The sequence below is a fragment of the Limosilactobacillus reuteri genome (assembly GCF_013694365.1).
Classification (GTDB): domain Bacteria; phylum Bacillota; class Bacilli; order Lactobacillales; family Lactobacillaceae; genus Limosilactobacillus; species Limosilactobacillus reuteri_E.
The window spans coordinates 33,167-49,739 of record NZ_CP059275.1; the positions used below are offsets into that span (position 1 = coordinate 33,167).

Below are 16,573 nucleotides of genomic sequence, written 5' to 3' on the forward strand. Positions count from 1 at the left end.
TGGTGATATGTATGAAGAAAATAAAAACTTTTTTAATGGATAATCAGAGTAAATTATATAGTGCATGTTGTTTTTATCCATTTATATTTGCTGGAACTATCTGGGGAATACCTAAATTAATACATATATTTAGGAAGCCGTCAGAAACTTTATCGCTTTTTGTGCAATATTCATTTTTAACAAGCTGTTTAATATCTTTGATAATAGCGTTATGTATAATGATTTGTCTTGATAATAAAAGAATTGACGTGGTTGTTTCGCTAATTAATTTAGTATTTATATTAAGCATATCTAGGTTGCAGGCGGATCAACAGAATAAAATAACGATTACAATGGAAATTTTTATGCTTGTTTTCATATTGACTATTGGAAGCTATAGTGTTGCTTATGTAGTGGTGTCCCTTCTTAATAATCTTGGAAAATTGAAGATTTCAAAAATTGAAATTCCAGCAGAATGGATAGGATTTCTAGGAACTGTAATTGCAGCTTTAATAGGGCTTCTAAAAAAATAAGCTGACGTAGCTCAATGGTAGAGCGTCACAGTTGTTTCCGTTTCAACGTGGAGATAACAGTTCAACTCTGTTCGTTAGCAGTGTGCCCATCTTGGACCTCAGCAAGCAGTGCGACTCGTAAGCACTGCTATATACCATAATTATCAATGTACGGGTGAAGAAGGAGGCTGCCGAATAACCTCCTTTCTTCTGATAATCATGATATAAAAACTTAGTAGGGTTTTGCACCCATACAGCCTTGAAGCCTAAGTATAATCAGGACCACACAATCACCGCACCCGGTCGTAGTTTTCCGCCTACTCCTGTAACGGTATTGCTGTCCATTCATACGGTAATCCTTTAGCCGTTGAGTTAGATTACGTACTCTTCTGCTGATTACAGCACGGTTGCTACGAGACTATCAGAGTAGCATGTAAATTTAATGATCTAAAGGTGATCTTCTAAAACGCACAAACCAAATTTAATCGTTACCGTAAATTTATTTTGAAGTTAATGATAGTCTCAACGTGGATTATGGGTGGAACTATTAAAAGGGGATAATAAGAAAGCAACAATTGCGAACGTACAGAATTTCTTTTTAGACGAAGATAAATACCCAACTATTAGACGTAGATCGGGTGATTGGGGTATTAAATCGCCACAGAATGATATTACAGGTATTCGAGGATCAAGACGTGGCAATGGTTCAGAAAAAAGCATGATCGAATATGCTGAATACACGTTGGCAAAACGAGCGGTTGACTATGCGATTGCAGGATGCAGCAGTAGTTACCGGCACCCTAGCCAACAGATTATCAAGTATAGATATATTCAAGGTTTATCTCTTTCAGTAATTAAAGAGCGAATTAACAAATTCGGCAATTCTACTTACTATCGAGCTGATGATTATGCTTGCTTAGAATTTGCGGATTGTTTAGAAGCGGTATGTGAACGGCTTAATGTTGATTCTGATATTATTCCTGACTTGCGAGCAAAAAACAGGAAGAAAACGGGACAAAAATGGGATGAAAAGAGGACGAAAACGGGAATACAACGGGAGATATAAATGGGAAGAGTAATTCGTAGTTTTGCTGGATATACAGTAATTGGATTTATCGGGCTTATAGTTGCTGGCATTGCATTGTTAGGTCTAGGTGGAGTGCTATACATGGTATTTAGTATTTGGTATGCTGTCTTTTCTTTCTTTGGATAGATGGCAATACCTAAAAAACTATCTAAAGCAATGGATTCATTAACTGTTAATCATGAATGGGGTGGAGTTAATGAAATGCCAGAAGAGATCCTTGCTCCTAATGATTGGCGACTTCAAGAAATTATGAAGTTTCGTAAGGGTTTGAAGTTGCGAGAACCTAGAAGAATTAAAGAAGCTGAATGGCGAATTAAGCAATATTTTTATAAGCACAATATTAATAACCCTTTTGCACAAGCTTATATCTTGCGAAAAATTGGCACTAAACAGTCTACTATTCTAAAGATTACAGGGTTATCAAAACCTGAATACTATCGTCACGTAGGAGTATTGTTTCGTAATACAGGCTATTACGGACAATTGAGAATTACAGATGTAGAAGCAGTTTTAAGGCAAGAAAAAATATCTGACATTTTGAAAGACGTAAATAGCAAGATTAAAGGTTAAGTGAAACTTACCTTTGAAATTGAACCTGTAGAACAAGCACGGCCTAGAGCAACTCGAATGGGTAAGGGAATACGCTTGTATGATCCAAAGAAAGTGTCGGTATACAAAAAACAATTGGCGATGATGTGCCAATTTCAATACAAAAAAGAGCCTTTAACAGGCCCGCTAATTGTTAGTCTTAAATTTTACCGACACATTCAATCAAGCATATCGAAAAAAGAACGCGAATTGCGGATCGCAGGAGCGCACAGGCCCATTGTTAAACCAGATACAGACAATTACATTAAATCTACTTTAGATGGCTTAAACGGCCTGCTATGGGAAGATGACAACCAGATTGTAAAGATAGTTGCTGAAAAGTATTACAGTGACCATCCTAGGGTAGAAATCGAGGTAGAGGAGGTAAATGAAGATGGCAATACCTAAATGCTACACAAGTACAGAAAGACAGCCTTAATCGAAGCTGAGCGGTTCGATGGGTCAGATGAAATGATGAAGAAATATCATATTAATAACCGAGCTTGGATTGGTAGGGTGATTGGACCAGCGGATTTTCGATTGCCTACAAAAGAAGGATTAATGGAAGTAAAGATTGATGACTGGATAGCTACTGGCATTGATGGAGAACACTGGGCTATTGCACCAGATATATTTGAACGAACTTATGAGAGGGTAGATTAGATGAATTTGATCAAAAAATTATTAAAAGAGAATGCAGAAGTTGCAGGCAAAATGAGTCGTTTACAGGATTTTATGAAAACGAAAGATTACGACCGATTAAGTGCTAAAGAACAGCGTCTAATGATTATTCAGTACAACGCTATGCAAGTTTACGCTGATGTACTTTTACAACGGATTGATGAGATTAAGGAGCGATTGTAAATGGTATTTAACAAGCAAGAACTAAGGAAAATTATTCAAGCACCTATTTCGGTTGATATGAAGATTGATTTGATTGAACAACTTCACCATCAAGACGTTCAAAAAACTGTTAATAAGGAACTAGAATTAATCAGTAAAAGAATAGATACAGTGTTTAGTATTGAAAGAGCAGAAACTAACGTAACACCTGATCTCGAAGACAATGTTGATCCGTTTTTACTCGATGCATTGATGCTCAAAAAGAAAACAAAGTTAACTATTCCATATCTTCAACGTACTTTTAAAATCGGATACAATCGGGCAAATCGATTATTAGCTCAATGTGAGCAAGTAATGAATGAGGAGGAAGAGTAAATGAAGTGCCCGTACTGTCACACTGATTCTGATGGCAAGCCGCTAAAATACTTGAAAAATAACGAGGACTGCAACATCTTTCTTACAGGCAATGAACTTCACATTCGAGCTCTTAAAGGCTATACAAAGCCTAGTATGCTCTTAGATGTTAATTATTGTCCTAAGTGCGGTCGTAATTTGAATGAGAAATCATCTATACGTGAAAGAAAATGTTTTGAATGCAATGGAACTGTAACGCACAATTCGGGAGATACATTACTTAGTTTCTTTTTTGACGATAGAGAGAAAAAGAATTTTATCTTTCAAAGACATTTTGACTATAGATTTAGATATAACTTATTTTTTGATTTTTGTCCGTTTTGCGGAGCGCCATTGAACGAGGAGGAAAAGTAAATGAGTAGACAACGAAAAGTACATCATGAAATAGCATCACGACAACATACGTATCATGTAGCAAGGCATTTAGCATATAAATTTGGCTACAGGCACAAACCGCGTTGGAGAAAAAGCTGTCGAGCAACTGGCAAAAGTACTAGACAAATGACTTATGCAATGTTTGGCCCTGAGTATATGGGAGTAGAAAGGAAAAGCTAAATGGCAGAAATAATTAAAGAAGATTTTTCAAAGCAAAAATGCGGTGTGTGCCATAAACGCTTTGCTACTAAATGGTGCGATTACGTAATTCAATATCCCGAGTCATCAACATTTGTTTGTGGAAGAACGAGTTTTCAAGATTTTTTGTCAGCACAACGGCAAATAACTTGTGATTGTGCTTTGTGTGATGAGTGTGCTAAAAATCACGGCTTAATTGATTTTTGCCCTTACCACGAAAAAATTGTGAAACACGAGAAAATAGATACGCCTGATTATGTAGTAAAGTCACGTGTGGAAACATGGAGGAGAGAAAATGAGTAGATGAACGCAAATAGTTATATAACAACTGATGAGCTGATTTACACGATTAATCATAGTCAAGAAATTGATCGTGGCGATGAAATGGGTCCCTTTGCCGTTAAACGGGGCAAGTATGTTTATGTTTACCGCACATGGCAGGACGCACGAGACGAGGAAGAACGCAAGCCAATGTGGCTGATGATGATTCCTGTTAACATCGAAAGCTTATCAGAATTATACGAACGAGAAGATTTAGATGCAGCTGATTTGGAAAGTAAAGGCTTCTGGCCTCTAATTGAACTAATTAGCAAATACGCACATACACCGTTAGGCTTTCGAGGCACAGTACTAAGCGATAATGACAAAGAAGAACCGCATACAACCTACATGGATGTTCGCAAAGCTGTATACACAGCAATGGATCGTGGTAATGAGCGAAAGATTGAAATTAATCCAGATATTCAAGCGGATTGGAAGAATATTCCGTTTGATGATGAAACATTTGATCTGATTGTATTTGATCCGCCACATTTAGTTCGTGCAGGTAAAACGTCATGGCTTGCGAAGAAGTACGGAACCATTGACTTAATGACTTGGCCAAACGAATTTCATAAGGCTTTTCAAGAAATAATTAGAGTGCTTAAACCAACTGGGACAATGATTTTTAAATGGAATGAAGAACAAATTCCAATCAAAGAAGTATTCAAAGCGTTTGGTCAGCAACCAATATTAGGCGATATGAAGAGCAAGACGAAATGGAGCGTCTTTATTAAAAATGGCAGAAATAATTAAATGACTAAAGAAAAAGTGAAAAAGAAATGGGCTTCTACTCGGAAGCTATTAGAAATAACTGATAGTGAATATAACGGTGTAACACAAGAAGCTGCTAACCTGCGTTTTATCAAAACTAAGCTACAAATAGCAGTTTATTATCTGCAAATGCTTGATGAGCATGACAGCGAGTATCAAGTCCCGTGGAATAAAGAACAATTCAAATGGGCGCTTAGAAAGCCTGTCGGAGATAAAAAGAAACAACAAGCTAAAGAATGGTGCCACCAGTGCCGTTTAATGCGAGATAAAGCCTGTGCGACATGGAATTACGAGGAGGTAAAGACAGCATGAATGGCACGAGTTAAGAAGATTAAGATTAAAGGCTTCACGATCATTGACAATGACATAATCAATGATCCAAGAATGCATCTTAAAGCCTTAGGCCTCTTTGCGTATATGTGGAGTAAGCCAGATGATTGGCAATTTTACATCAGTGAGATTGCTACACATTTTAAAGATGGTGAATCAGCTGTAAGCAGTGCAATGAAAGAGTTAATGGAACTTGGCTATTTGAAGCGAACTCAAAATCGAAAAGACGGTAAATTCTCAACGTATGATTATGTTCTCCAAGAAATACCGAAACCAGAAAATCACAGTTCGGTACCGAAAGGCGATTTACCGAAACCAGAAAAACCGAAATCGGAAAAACCGATTCCGGAAAATCAAGGACTACTAATCACTGATAACACTAATACTGATTTAAATAATACTAATAAGCTGTTAGCTGATGCACAGCATTCCTTCCAGGAAATCACCACCCTTTGGCAAAATAATTGGGGATTCCCTAATGGGATTGCTCAACAAGATTTAACTGAGTGGAGTAAGGAATTTGGTAATGACCTTGTTTATTACTGTGTTGAGTTTGCTTTGAGACACAATGTAACAGCGAGAGGTGCAGATCCCTACCTTAACAGGAAGCTCAGCGACTATCGAAAACAAGGAATTAAGACCGTACAAGCTGCTATTGAGTCTGATCAACGTCACGAGCAACAAATGAGCCGTGAATATCAGCAAAAGAGTGTCTCACGTAAACGTCAACCAATTAACGAAGGCTTGCCAGGGTGGTTCAAAAAGCAACAAAAGCAAGAAGAACAGCCTAATAAACGGCACTACGAAAGAATTGATGATAGTGGGGATCCGATGCCACATGACTAAATGAAGCTGACAGCTGATAATTACTACTCTCATGAGACCGATTGGCAATACATGAGCGTGTCACTATTCAAGGACTTTGAAAAATGCGAAGCTCGTACCTTAGCCAAGCTCAAAGAGGACTGGCAACCTGTATCTAGCCCTGTGCCACTTCTTGTTGGTAACTATGTTCACTCGTACTTTGAGAGTGCTAAAAGCCATCAAGACTTTATCGAAGCTAATAAAAAAGAACTAATGACTCGACCTACTAAAACTAATCCTAACGGCCACCTCAGAGCCGAATTCAAGGGCGCTAACAGCATGATCCAAACGTTGCAAGCCGATGATATGTTCAATTACTTCTACGCTCCAGGCGACAAGGAAGTAATCGTAACAGGTGAGATTGACGGCTACTTGTGGAAAGGCAAGATTGACAGCCTTGTGCTTGATAAAGGGTATTTCTGTGATTTGAAGACAGTAGATGATATCCACAAGGGGCACTGGAATGCTGATGAACATAGATATATGCCATTTATTCAAGACCGAGAATATGACCTGCAAATGGCGGTCTACCGTGAACTTATCAAGCAGACCTTTGGTAAAGAGTGTCAGCCATTTATCTTTGCAATCAGCAAGCAGACACCACCAGATAAGATGGCAATTGATTTTAACGGCGTTGATGATGATTACCAAATGCAAGCCGATTTAGACAAGGTAAAGGAATTACAACCGCATTTCTGGAAAGTGATGACTGGAGAAGAAGAACCTGTTCATTGTGGCAAATGTGATTACTGCCGTGAAACGAAGATGTTAAGTGGATTTATACACGCAAGTGAAATCGAGGTATAAATGAATAATCAAGTAACTAAGGTAACAGTCAATCCGAAAAGTATTACTGATGATGTACTTGATCGAGTTAATGAGATGAAAGAGAAGGACGGCTTCTTGCTTCCTAAAGGGTACAGCGCCGAAAATGCTCTTAAATCTGCTTATCTCGTGCTTCAAGGCGTAAAAGATCGTAACAAGAGACCAGCACTAGAAGTATGTACAAGGCCATCAATTGCCAACACATTACTTAACATGGTAATTCAAGGCTTAAGTCCTGCTAAAACGCAGTGCTACTTCATTGTGTACGGTAACGAGCTTCAAATGCAGCGCTCCTATTTTGGTACAGTTGCCGTTCTTAAACGACTAGATAGTGTTAAGAATATTACAGCTCAAGTTGTGCATGAAGGCGATAAGTTTGAGATTGGCTCTGATGAGAACTTCCAAACAGTTGTTAAAGAGTTCCAACCAAGTATCGAAAATCAAGATAAAGAGATTGCCTATGCTTTTGCACGGATATTCAAGAATGACGGAACCTATGTTGACACTATCATGACTAAAAAGGAAATTGACCAGTCGTGGTCACAAACACGTCAAAAGAACAACAAGGTGCAACAGAATTTTAGTCAAGAAATGGCAAAGCGTACTGTGCTTAATCGTGCCGCTAAGATGTTTATTAACACGTCTGATGATAGTGACCTATTGACTGGTGCTATTAACGATACTACAAGCAACGAATACGATGATGAGCGCCGAGACGTAACACCAGAAAATAACGAACATCAGCAAACGACGAAAGAACTGCTTGATGGATTTAACAAGTCACAAGAAGCGAAGGCTAAGGGGGTAAAGCAAGATGGCAACAGCAACGAAGAGCAAGAAGCGAACGGCGAAGAAGTCGCAGACGGACAAACAGAACTCTTCAACGAAGGGACAATCAAGCCAGCTGATGAAGCTGACAGCTGAATGTTTAACCAAAAATTGAAAAAGGCAGAGGGATTTATCCTTCTACAAAATAATCTAATGAACGCAGTATTTGTTAAGCAAGCAACCCCCGTAGGTGATGTTGAAGCACTTACTCGCTATTACAAATCGCAACAAACTTTATCAGAATTATTTAATGAGCAAATGGGGTGGATGTAAATGAATGAACCAGCTTTAATTTGTACGGGCTTAACTGCTGCAATGTTAATCTCATTGTTTTGCGGATCTGGATTGTTCCTTGTCTTTGGATTTGTTCTTTTCTGGCAAATCTTAGGAGCATTAGGTGACCCAGATAATCCAAACAAAAAAGCCACCGGATCCGACACATCCGATGGCAAATAGATGGGACTAACGCCAAGACATCAAAAGCCATTTCAAAAGAAAGACTGGGCTTACCTAGACACATACATAAAAGCAAATATTGATAATAGTAGTCTTCCACATCCTAGTGTGGCTGTAGAATTAGATCAATTTGAAATGTCCAAGGAAGAAATCATTCAAGAACTAAAACGTAATGGCTATCAAGTTACTGATGAACATACTGGATTTTTAAGAGTTAGCTAAATGTTAGGTTTAGCAATTCCTTGGGTGGTAATTATGGCTTGCTTCTTAATTGGAGCAATCGTCAACGTTATCGAAGGCGAGAAGCTGAATGTGCTGAAAGAAAAGTACAGAAAGAAACATTAGATGGAGCAATCGCCAATAATCGTGACGGATAAACAGACGTTGCAAAGGATGATTGAAGAAGCTGTAACAGAAGCGGTCAAGCCATTCAAACAACAGCAAGAGCAATTATCTGACAATGACACAATTCCTATGTCCGATTTAATCAAAAGTCGTAAGTATGGTAGTCGTAATACGATTATGAAACTAAAAGATGAAATCATTAGTGATGATGATGTCTATCAAACGGAAACAGAAGGCGAAATTTTCATTAAACGAGGACGTAGGTATTACTTTTATATCAAGCGTTTTGATAATTGGTTTATGAAACGAAAGAGAATACATGAAGAAGAGTTGAAAATTGATCCACGCTTGAGAGGAGTGATGTGAATGCGGTTAGATCCTGACTGTATCAGAGATATATTAGTTGTCGTCGAAGATAATACCGACTTCTCAAAAGTAGCTACTACTGGAGATTTTATTGAATCCGGAATTGTTCAAAAATATAACATGAACACTATTGCATATCATATTCGGCAAGCTGATGAAGCCGGTTTATTGCTAGGGGTAACTTTTTGTCTTGGGGGCGATTTTTTAATTCAAGATCTTTCGCCAGAAGGCCATAAATTCTTAGCAGATATTCGTGAAGATAAGAATTGGGCTAAGACAAAAGCCATAGCTAGCAAAGTAGGCTCAACATCATTAAATGCTTTAGCCTCAATAGCAACTAATGTTATCTCGGCAGCCATCAATCAACGTCTAGGCCTTTGAATGTCAAATCTTACTTATGGAGAGCGAATGGCGATTCAACTATTAAGAAATAAAAAAGCTGGTCTCCAGCCTTCGACGCAACAAGCCATAGCCCAAAAATTTGGCCTTTCAAAGATGTATGTCAGTTCTATCATTGCTGAAAAGCAGCATGGCGAGAAATCGAATGCATGGAGAAAAAAGTTTGCAGCATATGCAGGGATGGAAAGCTAAATGAATTTAGCGCAAAGAATAAAACAGTTAGCAAGTAATCGTGGAATTACTATTGCTGAGTTAGAACGCAAAACTGGAATATCTAATGGTCAAATCTCTAAATGGAATGTTAGGTCTCCAAAAACTGAAAATCTTGAGAAAGTCGCTAAATATCTTGGAGTGTCTCTAGATTATTTAACCGGTAACTCGGATAGCAAAAAAACAGCTGACCTCGCAGATAAAGATACTGTGTTTACATATGAAGGGAGGGAAATTCCGCCTGAAGATTTAGAATACATGAAACGTTTATTGCGTGGTGATGAAGAATGAATGATTTATGAACAAATGAAAGAAGCTTGTGCTTATCTGTCAGAAAAAGCAGAAGAATATCACATTGATGTTAAATGGAAGCACTTTTCACCTACTACTCCGCCTGGCAGTAGCTATGAATACCGTCGAGTAGTCATGAATGTTGACTGGCATCGACCCGAAGAATTCGTTTTTCAATTTGCTCATGAACTAGCTCACGTTATACACGGCGACTCTGGTGATATTGTTTTCTATCACGCTAGTTTTACTGGAAAAGAATCAGTTGAATACAAGGCTAATGTCGGAGCTGTTAAATTATTGGTTCCATTCTATTGTCAAGAAGTCGATAGAGAATGTGTTAACAGTGCAAACTTTATGGAAGCTTTCCACGTACCTAACTATCTTTCAAGCGTAGTTGAGCACGAAATTACAGATTATTACATCAAATAAATGAAGAAAATAGGTTTAATATGTGCTGTTGTTCTAACGGGGATGAGCCTGGCAGCGTGCAGTAATCAATCAACTAAAGAGAAGCTTAAGCAATCTGAAGCATCGAGTCTTGCTGAAGAATCATCAGATACTTTAGATAAGACTTCAGATGAAGAGCTTTTCAGCGATGACGATGAATCAACTGATGCAACAGAAAATGCAAGTAATGCTAATGCGGAAACTACTGAAAATAAGTCTAGTACTAGTTCGTTTAGTGCGCCAAGTGTAAATACATCTTCTATTCAATTATCTGGTGGCTCTTCAGTAAATATTCAAAAGCCACAATTAAATAATTCAACTACTGATCCGACTACTCACAGAGTTCAAGTTGAAACAGCGAAAATACAACATGCTTGGAACGTTAAAAAAGGTATTGAGAATCCTGATGGAAGTGAAACACAAAACTTCAAAAATTGGGTAGCTAAGCGAGATCAAGCATGGGCTAATGGTCAAAGCATGGCTGAATATGATCAAAATCAAAAATATTAAATGAAAAAAGAAAATATAGATAATTCAATGATCGATGATAAAACAAAGAATTTAATAAACTACTTTCTAACAAATAATTTTCTTGACTATGCCAATGATAAAAACCCTAACCGAGCCTACATAAGCCAATTGTACTTCCCATTTTATAAAAACTTTAAACCATCTAGTACTATAGATTTTTCTTTCCCAATAACTGTTCTAGTTGGAAAAAATGGTAGCGGTAAAAGTTCTATTTTACATGCCCTCTATGGATGTCCTTATGGTCCAACAATTGAACATTTTTGGTTTTCCACAAGTGTTGATCCTATTGAAGATGGAGACGGAGAACATAGCCATCGTTATGTTTATACGTATAGACAAAAAGGAAAAGATGCAAAGGTATTATATTACCGAGCATCTCGTCCTGGAACGCAAACTAAGAAGGAAAATATGGATTATTGGGAAACTGGCAAACCTCATGCAGAATATGGTATGGACGAAACAAAAAGGTTTCCACCAATGAGGGCAAAAGTTACATATATTGATTTTAGAGAACAATTAAGTGCTTATGACAAATTCTTTTACTTTGGTAATACTAATGGTCTCAAAAAGAAGTCAAAGCAAGACTTCATCCGCTTAAAATCTGAATATTTAGATAATGTTCTAAATTCAGATAAGATATATAAAAGTCGAAGTAAAAAGAAAAATCACAATTCATCTCCTATTTCATTGACTAAACCTGAATTACGCTTTATTTCAATAATTCTTGGTGTTGAATATACTAGCGGGAAACTAGTTCACCATAATTTTTTTAGAAACGAAGGAGATTCAATTCTTTTAACTAAAGCAGGATTTACTTATACTGAAGCGCATGCTGGTAGTGGAGAATTTGCTGTAGCTAATTTAGTCCATCAGATTTTTAATCTAAAAAAGAATGAAAATAATTTAATACTATTGGATGAACCCGAAACATCATTATATCCAGGTGCACAAAAAAGGTTATTATATTTTCTATTAGAAATGACAAAAAAACTCCACTGTCAAATTATAATTGCCACACACTCACAAAATTTTATTTCAGAATTACCTAATTTTGCAATCAAAGCTATTCATTTTGACAGTACTGAAGGTATTTCATATATTACTAATGGTTGCTCTCCTTCTCGTGTATTTGAAGAACTAGACTTACCTATACCAAAATGTAATGTCTATACAGAAGATAGAGCAGCCGCACTTTTAGTTCAAGCTGTCGCGAATAACGAGAATATATCAAAATATTTTTCCATATCATATGAAGGAGATGGAGCAACTTCATTATTAAAAACTTATATTCTTTCTGATAGTTCTGGAAATGGTAATAATAACTACTATATTTTAGATGGTGACATGAAAATTGATAAAATTGACGTAGAGAATTTACCAAAAGTTAAATTAGAAGACAAGAACTTTATTAATGATTTATGTAATAATATTTGTGAAAAAATTAGTTTTCCTTCGTCTAAAGGAAAAGACAATGATTCTAAAGAAGATATTATAAAATATAAAGCACAATTGAAGTATTTACGTTATTTCTATAATCATGTACACTACCTTCCAAAGTCAACAACACCAGAACAAATTATTAAAGACAGCCAGTTTCTTAAGAGTCTTATTCCTCAAGGATGCGATATAAATGTATCTGAAAATAGACCTATTAAGGATGTATATTATGATATAGTAAAAGCTAGATTACTTGTTGATAAACCAAATTCTGAACAATATTATGCAGTAATTCAAGAATTAATAGCTAATTGGATTCGAAATTATTCAGAATCTCCTGAATACTACAGTATTAAGGATACTTTGTTAGAAATAAAAGAATTTTATGACAAGAGTACAGGGAAGTGAGTGAACTTAAGTATGGAGAAAAAGTTACAAGCAATAGACCTTTTTTCAGGATGTGGCGGATTAAGTGTAGGGTTAGAATCGGCTGGAATAAAAGTATCTTATGCTGTTGAACTTGATCCAAAAATCGCTAATTCCTACGAAGAAAATCATAAAAATACGACTATGATTAATAAAAACATCCGAGAAATTTCAGATGATGAATTTAAAAAGATAGGCAAAAACATCAATATAGTTGCTGGATGTCCACCATGCCAAGGTTTTACTAAAATCAATCGAAACAACATAAGGTCAAAATTCAATGATGACAGAAACACTCTCATACTGGACTACTTTAGAGCTATTAAAGATATTCTGCCTGATTTTATCTTAATGGAAAATGTTCCAGAAATAGTAAAGTTCGATAAATTTCATTATGTTGTTAACGAATTAGAAAAAATTGGCTATAGTATTAGCTATCAAATTATCAATGTCAATGACTTTGGAGTTCCTCAAAATAGACGCCGGCTAATTTTAGTTGGTTCAAGAATACGAAAAGTAAATTTACCTACTTTCCAAGCACAAAAGAAAATGACTGTCAAAGACGCTATTGGCAATTTAGATAAAAAAATCAATTCTAAAGACCCACTGCAAAGTATCTATTCACATCATACAGAAAGAATACTGAAAATAATAAAAATGATTCCTAAAGATGGTGGCAGTAGAACTGATCTACCAAAAAAATATTGGCTTGCCTGCCATAAAAAAGCAAACGTTGGTTTTAGGGACGTATATGGACGGATGAGTTGGAATAAGCCCTCTCCTACTATTACAGGTGGATGTCTTTCACCTTCCAAAGGACGGTTTCTGCATCCTACCCAAAATAGAAGTATTAGTATACGCGAAGCTCTACTATTACAAGGATTTCCTAAAGACTACAAGCTTAATCCAGAATACTCCAAAACTCTTCTGGCACAAATGGTTGGTAATGCAATACCACCACAAGTTGCTAAAGCTCAGGGAGAATATATTAAATCTATTCTACGTGAATAGATGAATAAAAACGAATTACTAGAATACATTGACACTAACTCATCAGCAATCACAATTTTCAAAGACAAAGTGCGTAATGATCAAGAAGCCAAAAATAAAAAGCGCCAACCCGCTAAGCGATGGAACGAAGCAAAGATTGAGCGCCAAGTGGATAAATTTACTGATGAGTTCATTGGTAGCGTCTATGACAAGATTTCTAAAGGACTTAAGGCGAATCGAAACACCCCTGCTCAAGAATGGATTAATTTTATTGAAACTAACGAAATTTTAGATAGCCTTGAAGAATCCGTTAGCATGATGGAGATTGGAGAAGATTAGATGTGGGTGGAAAAACGTGCCGATGATAACTACAAATTTATCGAAAGGTATAAGGATCCATTAACTGGTAACCTTAGGAAAGTATCTATCTTTTTTGAAAAGAATACAAATTCTACACGTAAAAAAGCGCAAATGGCATTAGAGAAAGAGATTCATCAAAGACTAGCCAAAATTCAAGATGGAACTATCAAAGAAGGAATTACGCTAGGACAGGTTATCAAAGAATGGGAGCCAATATATAAACAACAAGTCAGGAGTACGACTTGGCAATCATATTTAGTGGCAAAAAAGCATATCGAAAAATACATTGGCAATGATGTTCAAGTAAGTAAGATTACACCTAAATATCTTATTCATATTTATGAAGATATGCTTTACAAACATGGGTATAATAATCCAACTGTAAAAAGCGTTGAGTTTAAAATGAATAATATTTTACGATTTGCTTTCCGTCGTGATTATATTGCGAATCAACCACCAAAGTTACTACCGGTAGAATGGAAAAAGAATAAAGCAAACGATGTCGGAAAAAAATTTCTTGATCAAGATGAGTTACCATACGTTTTAAGCGAAATTGAAAAACTTAATCCTTTATATGAACAGATCTTTGATTGGCAATATTTAACCGGTATGCGTATCGGAGAAGTGCTTGCGTTAAGAGTCAAAGATATTAAGAAGAAAAGTGGAATCTACTATGCAAGTGTTTCAGGAACGTTAGACTATTCTGCAAACAAAGTTAGCGAATACGTACGCCAACCAATGCCTAAAAATGATTCTAGTTTCCGAGATGTTAAACTTTCTTCTGATGCCCTTGAAATTTATAAGCATAGAAAAAAAGGTAAACATAAAGACGATTTCCTTTTTCAAGATAATCATCAATGGTTTACCTTTACTAGATTAAATGCTAGTTTACGAAAAGTTAAACATGATTTGAAACTAGATAAGCAACTTACTACTCATACATTTAGGCATACTCACGTTTCAAAATTAGCTGAACTGGGAATGCCATTATATATCATACAAGATCGAGTAGGTCATAAGGACGCCGAAACGACTAGAGAAGTATATCTCCACGTTACTCAAAATGCTCGAAAAAAATACGATGATTTACTAGACAAATTATAAGTGCAAACATATCAGTTAATTGCTACTGCTGCTGCAGGTATTGAAGCATTAGTAGGAAAAGAACTAAGAGATCTTGGCTATGAAGTCAAAGTAGAAAATGGTCGGGTGCGTTTTCAAGGGACAATGAAGGATGTCATTCGGACTAATCTCTGGCTACGGACCGCAGACCGAGTAAAAATTGTTGTTGGTGAATTCGATGCTCGGTCTTTTGAAGAATTGTTTGATCGTACTGAAAACATTGCATGGGAAGATTTGTTACCAATTGACGCGAATTTCCCAGTGGAAGGAAAAAGTCATAACTCACAATTGCATAATGTGCCAAGTGTTCAAGCAATCACTAAAAAGGCGATTGTTCAACGCCTCAGTAATGCATACCACCGTCGGACTCGCTTAGCCGAAACTGGTGCCACTTACCCGTTAGAAGTAGCGATTAATAAAGACCATGTTCTTCTTACGTTAGATACTAGTGGAGAAGGGCTTTTTAAGCGTGGATATCGTAAAAATAAAGGTGGAGCACCGTTGAAGGAAAATATGGCAGCCGCCTTGGTGATGCTGGCTTACTGGTTCCCAGATAATCCATTTGTCGATCCTGTATGTGGTTCGGGAACGATTCCAATCGAAGCCGCATTATACGGTCATAATATTGCGCCGGGCATCAACCGTTCATTTATTAGTGAACAATGGGTTAACTTAGTTCCAGATGGTTTATCTGATGAAGTTCGGGATGAAGCCGATTCCTTAGCAAATTATGATATCGAATTAGATATCCACGGATATGATATTGATCAGAATATGATTGATATTGCTCAAGAAAATTCTCGTGCGGCAGGATTAACTCACGATATTACGTTTAAGCAATTAGCCGTAAAAGACTGGCAAACAAGCGAAGTTAATGGAGTTATCGTTGCTAATCCGCCATATGGTGAACGGTTAAGTGATAAGGAATCAGTTCATGAACTTTACCGGCAGATGGGTGAGTTATATCGTCCATTAACCACATGGAGTAAATATATTTTGACGGCTGATATGGAATTTGAAAATTATTATGGCGCACCCGCTACCAAGCGTCGTAAACTTTATAATGGTGCTTTACGAACAGATCTCTACCAATATTGGGGCAAAAAAGATCGCTCCAAGATCAAATCCCTTAAATAGAGGAAGCGAGACAGAAGTCACTTGTTACTTTGTTTTTCGACGCGAAGCTAGCCTCTGGGAGACCTCGCAAGCAACAATAGGCCTCCAATGTTTGGCTTTTTTGCCGGACGTTGGAGGCCAT

At 36.8% G+C, this 16,573-nt stretch carries 29 protein-coding genes and 1 tRNA gene; all 30 read left to right on the plus strand.

Annotated elements, in window-relative coordinates:
• The first annotated feature begins 35 nt into the window (after positions 1–35).
• The 30 genes from HHK02_RS00170 to HHK02_RS00310 all read left to right on the plus strand — a co-directional run bounded on the left by HHK02_RS00170 (position 36) and on the right by HHK02_RS00310 (position 16,452).
• Positions 36–512, plus strand: coding sequence for a hypothetical protein (locus tag HHK02_RS00170; protein WP_181462519.1), 477 nt, complete (start codon positions 36–38; stop codon positions 510–512).
• Positions 513–592 (plus strand) — tRNA-OTHER (locus HHK02_RS00175).
• Positions 593–1,029: 437 nt separating this feature from the next.
• Positions 1,030–1,557: an ArpU family phage packaging/lysis transcriptional regulator gene (locus HHK02_RS00180; protein WP_019251683.1), complete on the plus strand. Its 528-nt coding sequence runs from the start codon at positions 1,030–1,032 to the stop codon at positions 1,555–1,557.
• Entirely contained in the window at positions 1,558–1,704 is a 147-nt protein-coding gene (locus HHK02_RS00185; RefSeq protein ID WP_164480651.1) for a hypothetical protein, read from the plus strand.
• Positions 1,705–1,734: 30 nt separating this feature from the next.
• Positions 1,735–2,148, plus strand: a complete 414-nt coding sequence (locus HHK02_RS00190) for a hypothetical protein (RefSeq protein WP_231124881.1) — start codon at positions 1,735–1,737, stop codon at positions 2,146–2,148.
• On the plus strand, positions 2,149–2,574 hold the full coding sequence (locus HHK02_RS00195; RefSeq protein WP_181462521.1) for a RusA family crossover junction endodeoxyribonuclease: 426 nt from the start codon (positions 2,149–2,151) through the stop codon (positions 2,572–2,574). It abuts the gene before it with no gap.
• Complete coding sequence (locus HHK02_RS00200) at positions 2,575–2,829, plus strand: hypothetical protein (RefSeq protein ID WP_181462522.1); 255 nt, start codon at positions 2,575–2,577, stop codon at positions 2,827–2,829. It begins immediately after the preceding gene.
• A complete protein-coding gene (locus HHK02_RS00205; protein ID WP_231124882.1) occupies positions 2,830–3,030 on the plus strand; it encodes a crAss001_48 related protein in 201 nt (66 codons plus the stop codon). It abuts the gene before it with no gap.
• Positions 3,031–3,384, plus strand: a complete 354-nt coding sequence (locus tag HHK02_RS00210; protein ID WP_181462523.1) for a DNA translocase FtsK — start codon at positions 3,031–3,033, stop codon at positions 3,382–3,384.
• Positions 3,385–3,978: 594 nt separating this feature from the next.
• Positions 3,979–4,299, plus strand: a complete 321-nt coding sequence (locus tag HHK02_RS00215; RefSeq protein ID WP_152726440.1) for a hypothetical protein — start codon at positions 3,979–3,981, stop codon at positions 4,297–4,299.
• A complete protein-coding gene (locus HHK02_RS12975; RefSeq protein ID WP_331271641.1) occupies positions 4,300–5,070 on the plus strand; it encodes a class I SAM-dependent methyltransferase in 771 nt (256 codons plus the stop codon).
• Positions 5,071–5,400 carry a hypothetical protein gene (locus tag HHK02_RS00225; RefSeq protein ID WP_181462524.1) on the plus strand — a complete coding sequence of 110 codons (330 nt, stop codon included), beginning with the start codon at positions 5,071–5,073 and terminating at the stop codon, positions 5,398–5,400.
• Entirely contained in the window at positions 5,401–6,264 is an 864-nt protein-coding gene (locus HHK02_RS00230; RefSeq protein WP_181462525.1) for a DnaD domain protein, read from the plus strand.
• Positions 6,265–7,089: a PD-(D/E)XK nuclease-like domain-containing protein gene (locus HHK02_RS00235; protein WP_181462526.1), complete on the plus strand. Its 825-nt coding sequence runs from the start codon at positions 6,265–6,267 to the stop codon at positions 7,087–7,089.
• A complete protein-coding gene (locus tag HHK02_RS00240; RefSeq protein WP_181462527.1) occupies positions 7,090–8,031 on the plus strand; it encodes a recombinase RecT in 942 nt (313 codons plus the stop codon).
• Positions 8,032–8,208 (plus strand): hypothetical protein, encoded by a 177-nt coding sequence (locus tag HHK02_RS00245; protein WP_179226310.1) that lies wholly within the window; start codon positions 8,032–8,034, stop codon positions 8,206–8,208.
• The gene (locus tag HHK02_RS00250; protein ID WP_132140067.1) at positions 8,209–8,391 is read left to right on the plus strand and encodes a hypothetical protein; all 183 of its coding nucleotides are present in this window, start codon (positions 8,209–8,211) and stop codon (positions 8,389–8,391) included.
• Positions 8,392–8,613, plus strand: coding sequence for a hypothetical protein (locus HHK02_RS00255; RefSeq protein ID WP_181462528.1), 222 nt, complete (start codon positions 8,392–8,394; stop codon positions 8,611–8,613).
• A complete protein-coding gene (locus tag HHK02_RS12825) occupies positions 8,614–8,736 on the plus strand; it encodes a hypothetical protein (RefSeq protein WP_263853082.1) in 123 nt (40 codons plus the stop codon).
• On the plus strand, positions 8,737–9,102 hold the full coding sequence (locus tag HHK02_RS00260) for a hypothetical protein (RefSeq protein WP_181462529.1): 366 nt from the start codon (positions 8,737–8,739) through the stop codon (positions 9,100–9,102). It begins immediately after the preceding gene.
• Positions 9,103–9,483 carry a DUF2513 domain-containing protein gene (locus HHK02_RS00265; protein ID WP_181462530.1) on the plus strand — a complete coding sequence of 127 codons (381 nt, stop codon included), beginning with the start codon at positions 9,103–9,105 and terminating at the stop codon, positions 9,481–9,483.
• Positions 9,484–9,693 carry a sigma factor-like helix-turn-helix DNA-binding protein gene (locus tag HHK02_RS00270; RefSeq protein ID WP_181462531.1) on the plus strand — a complete coding sequence of 70 codons (210 nt, stop codon included), beginning with the start codon at positions 9,484–9,486 and terminating at the stop codon, positions 9,691–9,693.
• Positions 9,694–10,002: a helix-turn-helix domain-containing protein gene (locus HHK02_RS00275; protein WP_181462532.1), complete on the plus strand. Its 309-nt coding sequence runs from the start codon at positions 9,694–9,696 to the stop codon at positions 10,000–10,002.
• Positions 10,003–10,431: an ImmA/IrrE family metallo-endopeptidase gene (locus tag HHK02_RS00280; RefSeq protein WP_181462533.1), complete on the plus strand. Its 429-nt coding sequence runs from the start codon at positions 10,003–10,005 to the stop codon at positions 10,429–10,431.
• Positions 10,432–10,959, plus strand: a complete 528-nt coding sequence (locus HHK02_RS00285; protein ID WP_181462534.1) for a hypothetical protein — start codon at positions 10,432–10,434, stop codon at positions 10,957–10,959. It abuts the gene before it with no gap.
• Entirely contained in the window at positions 10,960–12,825 is a 1,866-nt protein-coding gene (locus HHK02_RS00290) for an ATP-dependent nuclease (RefSeq protein WP_181462535.1), read from the plus strand.
• 12 nt (positions 12,826–12,837) lie between these two features.
• A complete protein-coding gene (locus HHK02_RS00295; protein ID WP_181462536.1) occupies positions 12,838–13,854 on the plus strand; it encodes a DNA cytosine methyltransferase in 1,017 nt (338 codons plus the stop codon).
• Positions 13,855–14,172, plus strand: coding sequence for a hypothetical protein (locus HHK02_RS00300; protein WP_181462537.1), 318 nt, complete (start codon positions 13,855–13,857; stop codon positions 14,170–14,172).
• A complete protein-coding gene (locus HHK02_RS00305; protein WP_181462538.1) occupies positions 14,173–15,297 on the plus strand; it encodes a tyrosine-type recombinase/integrase in 1,125 nt (374 codons plus the stop codon).
• Complete coding sequence (locus HHK02_RS00310) at positions 15,298–16,452, plus strand: THUMP domain-containing class I SAM-dependent RNA methyltransferase (protein WP_181462539.1); 1,155 nt, start codon at positions 15,298–15,300, stop codon at positions 16,450–16,452.
• The last annotated feature ends 121 nt before the right edge of the window (positions 16,453–16,573 follow it).

Excerpts from the sequence above, each read along its gene's own strand:
- HHK02_RS00170 (WP_181462519.1), top strand. The coding sequence starts at position 36 with ATGGATAATCAGAGTAAATTATATAGTGCATGTTGTTTTTATCCATTT.
- HHK02_RS00185 (WP_164480651.1), top strand. The coding sequence starts at position 1,558 with ATGGGAAGAGTAATTCGTAGTTTTGCTGGATATACAGTAATTGGATTT.
- HHK02_RS00190 (WP_231124881.1), top strand. The coding sequence starts at position 1,735 with ATGGATTCATTAACTGTTAATCATGAATGGGGTGGAGTTAATGAAATG.
- HHK02_RS00200 (WP_181462522.1), top strand. The coding sequence starts at position 2,575 with ATGCTACACAAGTACAGAAAGACAGCCTTAATCGAAGCTGAGCGGTTC.
- HHK02_RS00205 (WP_231124882.1), top strand. The coding sequence starts at position 2,830 with ATGAATTTGATCAAAAAATTATTAAAAGAGAATGCAGAAGTTGCAGGC.
- HHK02_RS00210 (WP_181462523.1), top strand. The coding sequence starts at position 3,031 with ATGGTATTTAACAAGCAAGAACTAAGGAAAATTATTCAAGCACCTATT.
- HHK02_RS00215 (WP_152726440.1), top strand. The coding sequence starts at position 3,979 with ATGGCAGAAATAATTAAAGAAGATTTTTCAAAGCAAAAATGCGGTGTG.
- HHK02_RS12975 (WP_331271641.1), top strand. The coding sequence starts at position 4,300 with ATGAACGCAAATAGTTATATAACAACTGATGAGCTGATTTACACGATT.
- HHK02_RS00225 (WP_181462524.1), top strand. The coding sequence starts at position 5,071 with ATGACTAAAGAAAAAGTGAAAAAGAAATGGGCTTCTACTCGGAAGCTA.
- HHK02_RS00230 (WP_181462525.1), top strand. The coding sequence starts at position 5,401 with ATGGCACGAGTTAAGAAGATTAAGATTAAAGGCTTCACGATCATTGAC.
- HHK02_RS00235 (WP_181462526.1), top strand. The coding sequence starts at position 6,265 with ATGAAGCTGACAGCTGATAATTACTACTCTCATGAGACCGATTGGCAA.
- HHK02_RS00240 (WP_181462527.1), top strand. The coding sequence starts at position 7,090 with ATGAATAATCAAGTAACTAAGGTAACAGTCAATCCGAAAAGTATTACT.
- HHK02_RS00245 (WP_179226310.1), top strand. The coding sequence starts at position 8,032 with ATGTTTAACCAAAAATTGAAAAAGGCAGAGGGATTTATCCTTCTACAA.
- HHK02_RS00250 (WP_132140067.1), top strand. The coding sequence starts at position 8,209 with ATGAATGAACCAGCTTTAATTTGTACGGGCTTAACTGCTGCAATGTTA.
- HHK02_RS00255 (WP_181462528.1), top strand. The coding sequence starts at position 8,392 with ATGGGACTAACGCCAAGACATCAAAAGCCATTTCAAAAGAAAGACTGG.
- HHK02_RS12825 (WP_263853082.1), top strand. The coding sequence starts at position 8,614 with ATGTTAGGTTTAGCAATTCCTTGGGTGGTAATTATGGCTTGCTTCTTA.
- HHK02_RS00260 (WP_181462529.1), top strand. The coding sequence starts at position 8,737 with ATGGAGCAATCGCCAATAATCGTGACGGATAAACAGACGTTGCAAAGG.
- HHK02_RS00265 (WP_181462530.1), top strand. The coding sequence starts at position 9,103 with ATGCGGTTAGATCCTGACTGTATCAGAGATATATTAGTTGTCGTCGAA.
- HHK02_RS00270 (WP_181462531.1), top strand. The coding sequence starts at position 9,484 with ATGTCAAATCTTACTTATGGAGAGCGAATGGCGATTCAACTATTAAGA.
- HHK02_RS00275 (WP_181462532.1), top strand. The coding sequence starts at position 9,694 with ATGAATTTAGCGCAAAGAATAAAACAGTTAGCAAGTAATCGTGGAATT.
- HHK02_RS00280 (WP_181462533.1), top strand. The coding sequence starts at position 10,003 with ATGATTTATGAACAAATGAAAGAAGCTTGTGCTTATCTGTCAGAAAAA.
- HHK02_RS00285 (WP_181462534.1), top strand. The coding sequence starts at position 10,432 with ATGAAGAAAATAGGTTTAATATGTGCTGTTGTTCTAACGGGGATGAGC.
- HHK02_RS00290 (WP_181462535.1), top strand. The coding sequence starts at position 10,960 with ATGAAAAAAGAAAATATAGATAATTCAATGATCGATGATAAAACAAAG.
- HHK02_RS00295 (WP_181462536.1), top strand. The coding sequence starts at position 12,838 with ATGGAGAAAAAGTTACAAGCAATAGACCTTTTTTCAGGATGTGGCGGA.
- HHK02_RS00300 (WP_181462537.1), top strand. The coding sequence starts at position 13,855 with ATGAATAAAAACGAATTACTAGAATACATTGACACTAACTCATCAGCA.
- HHK02_RS00305 (WP_181462538.1), top strand. The coding sequence starts at position 14,173 with ATGTGGGTGGAAAAACGTGCCGATGATAACTACAAATTTATCGAAAGG.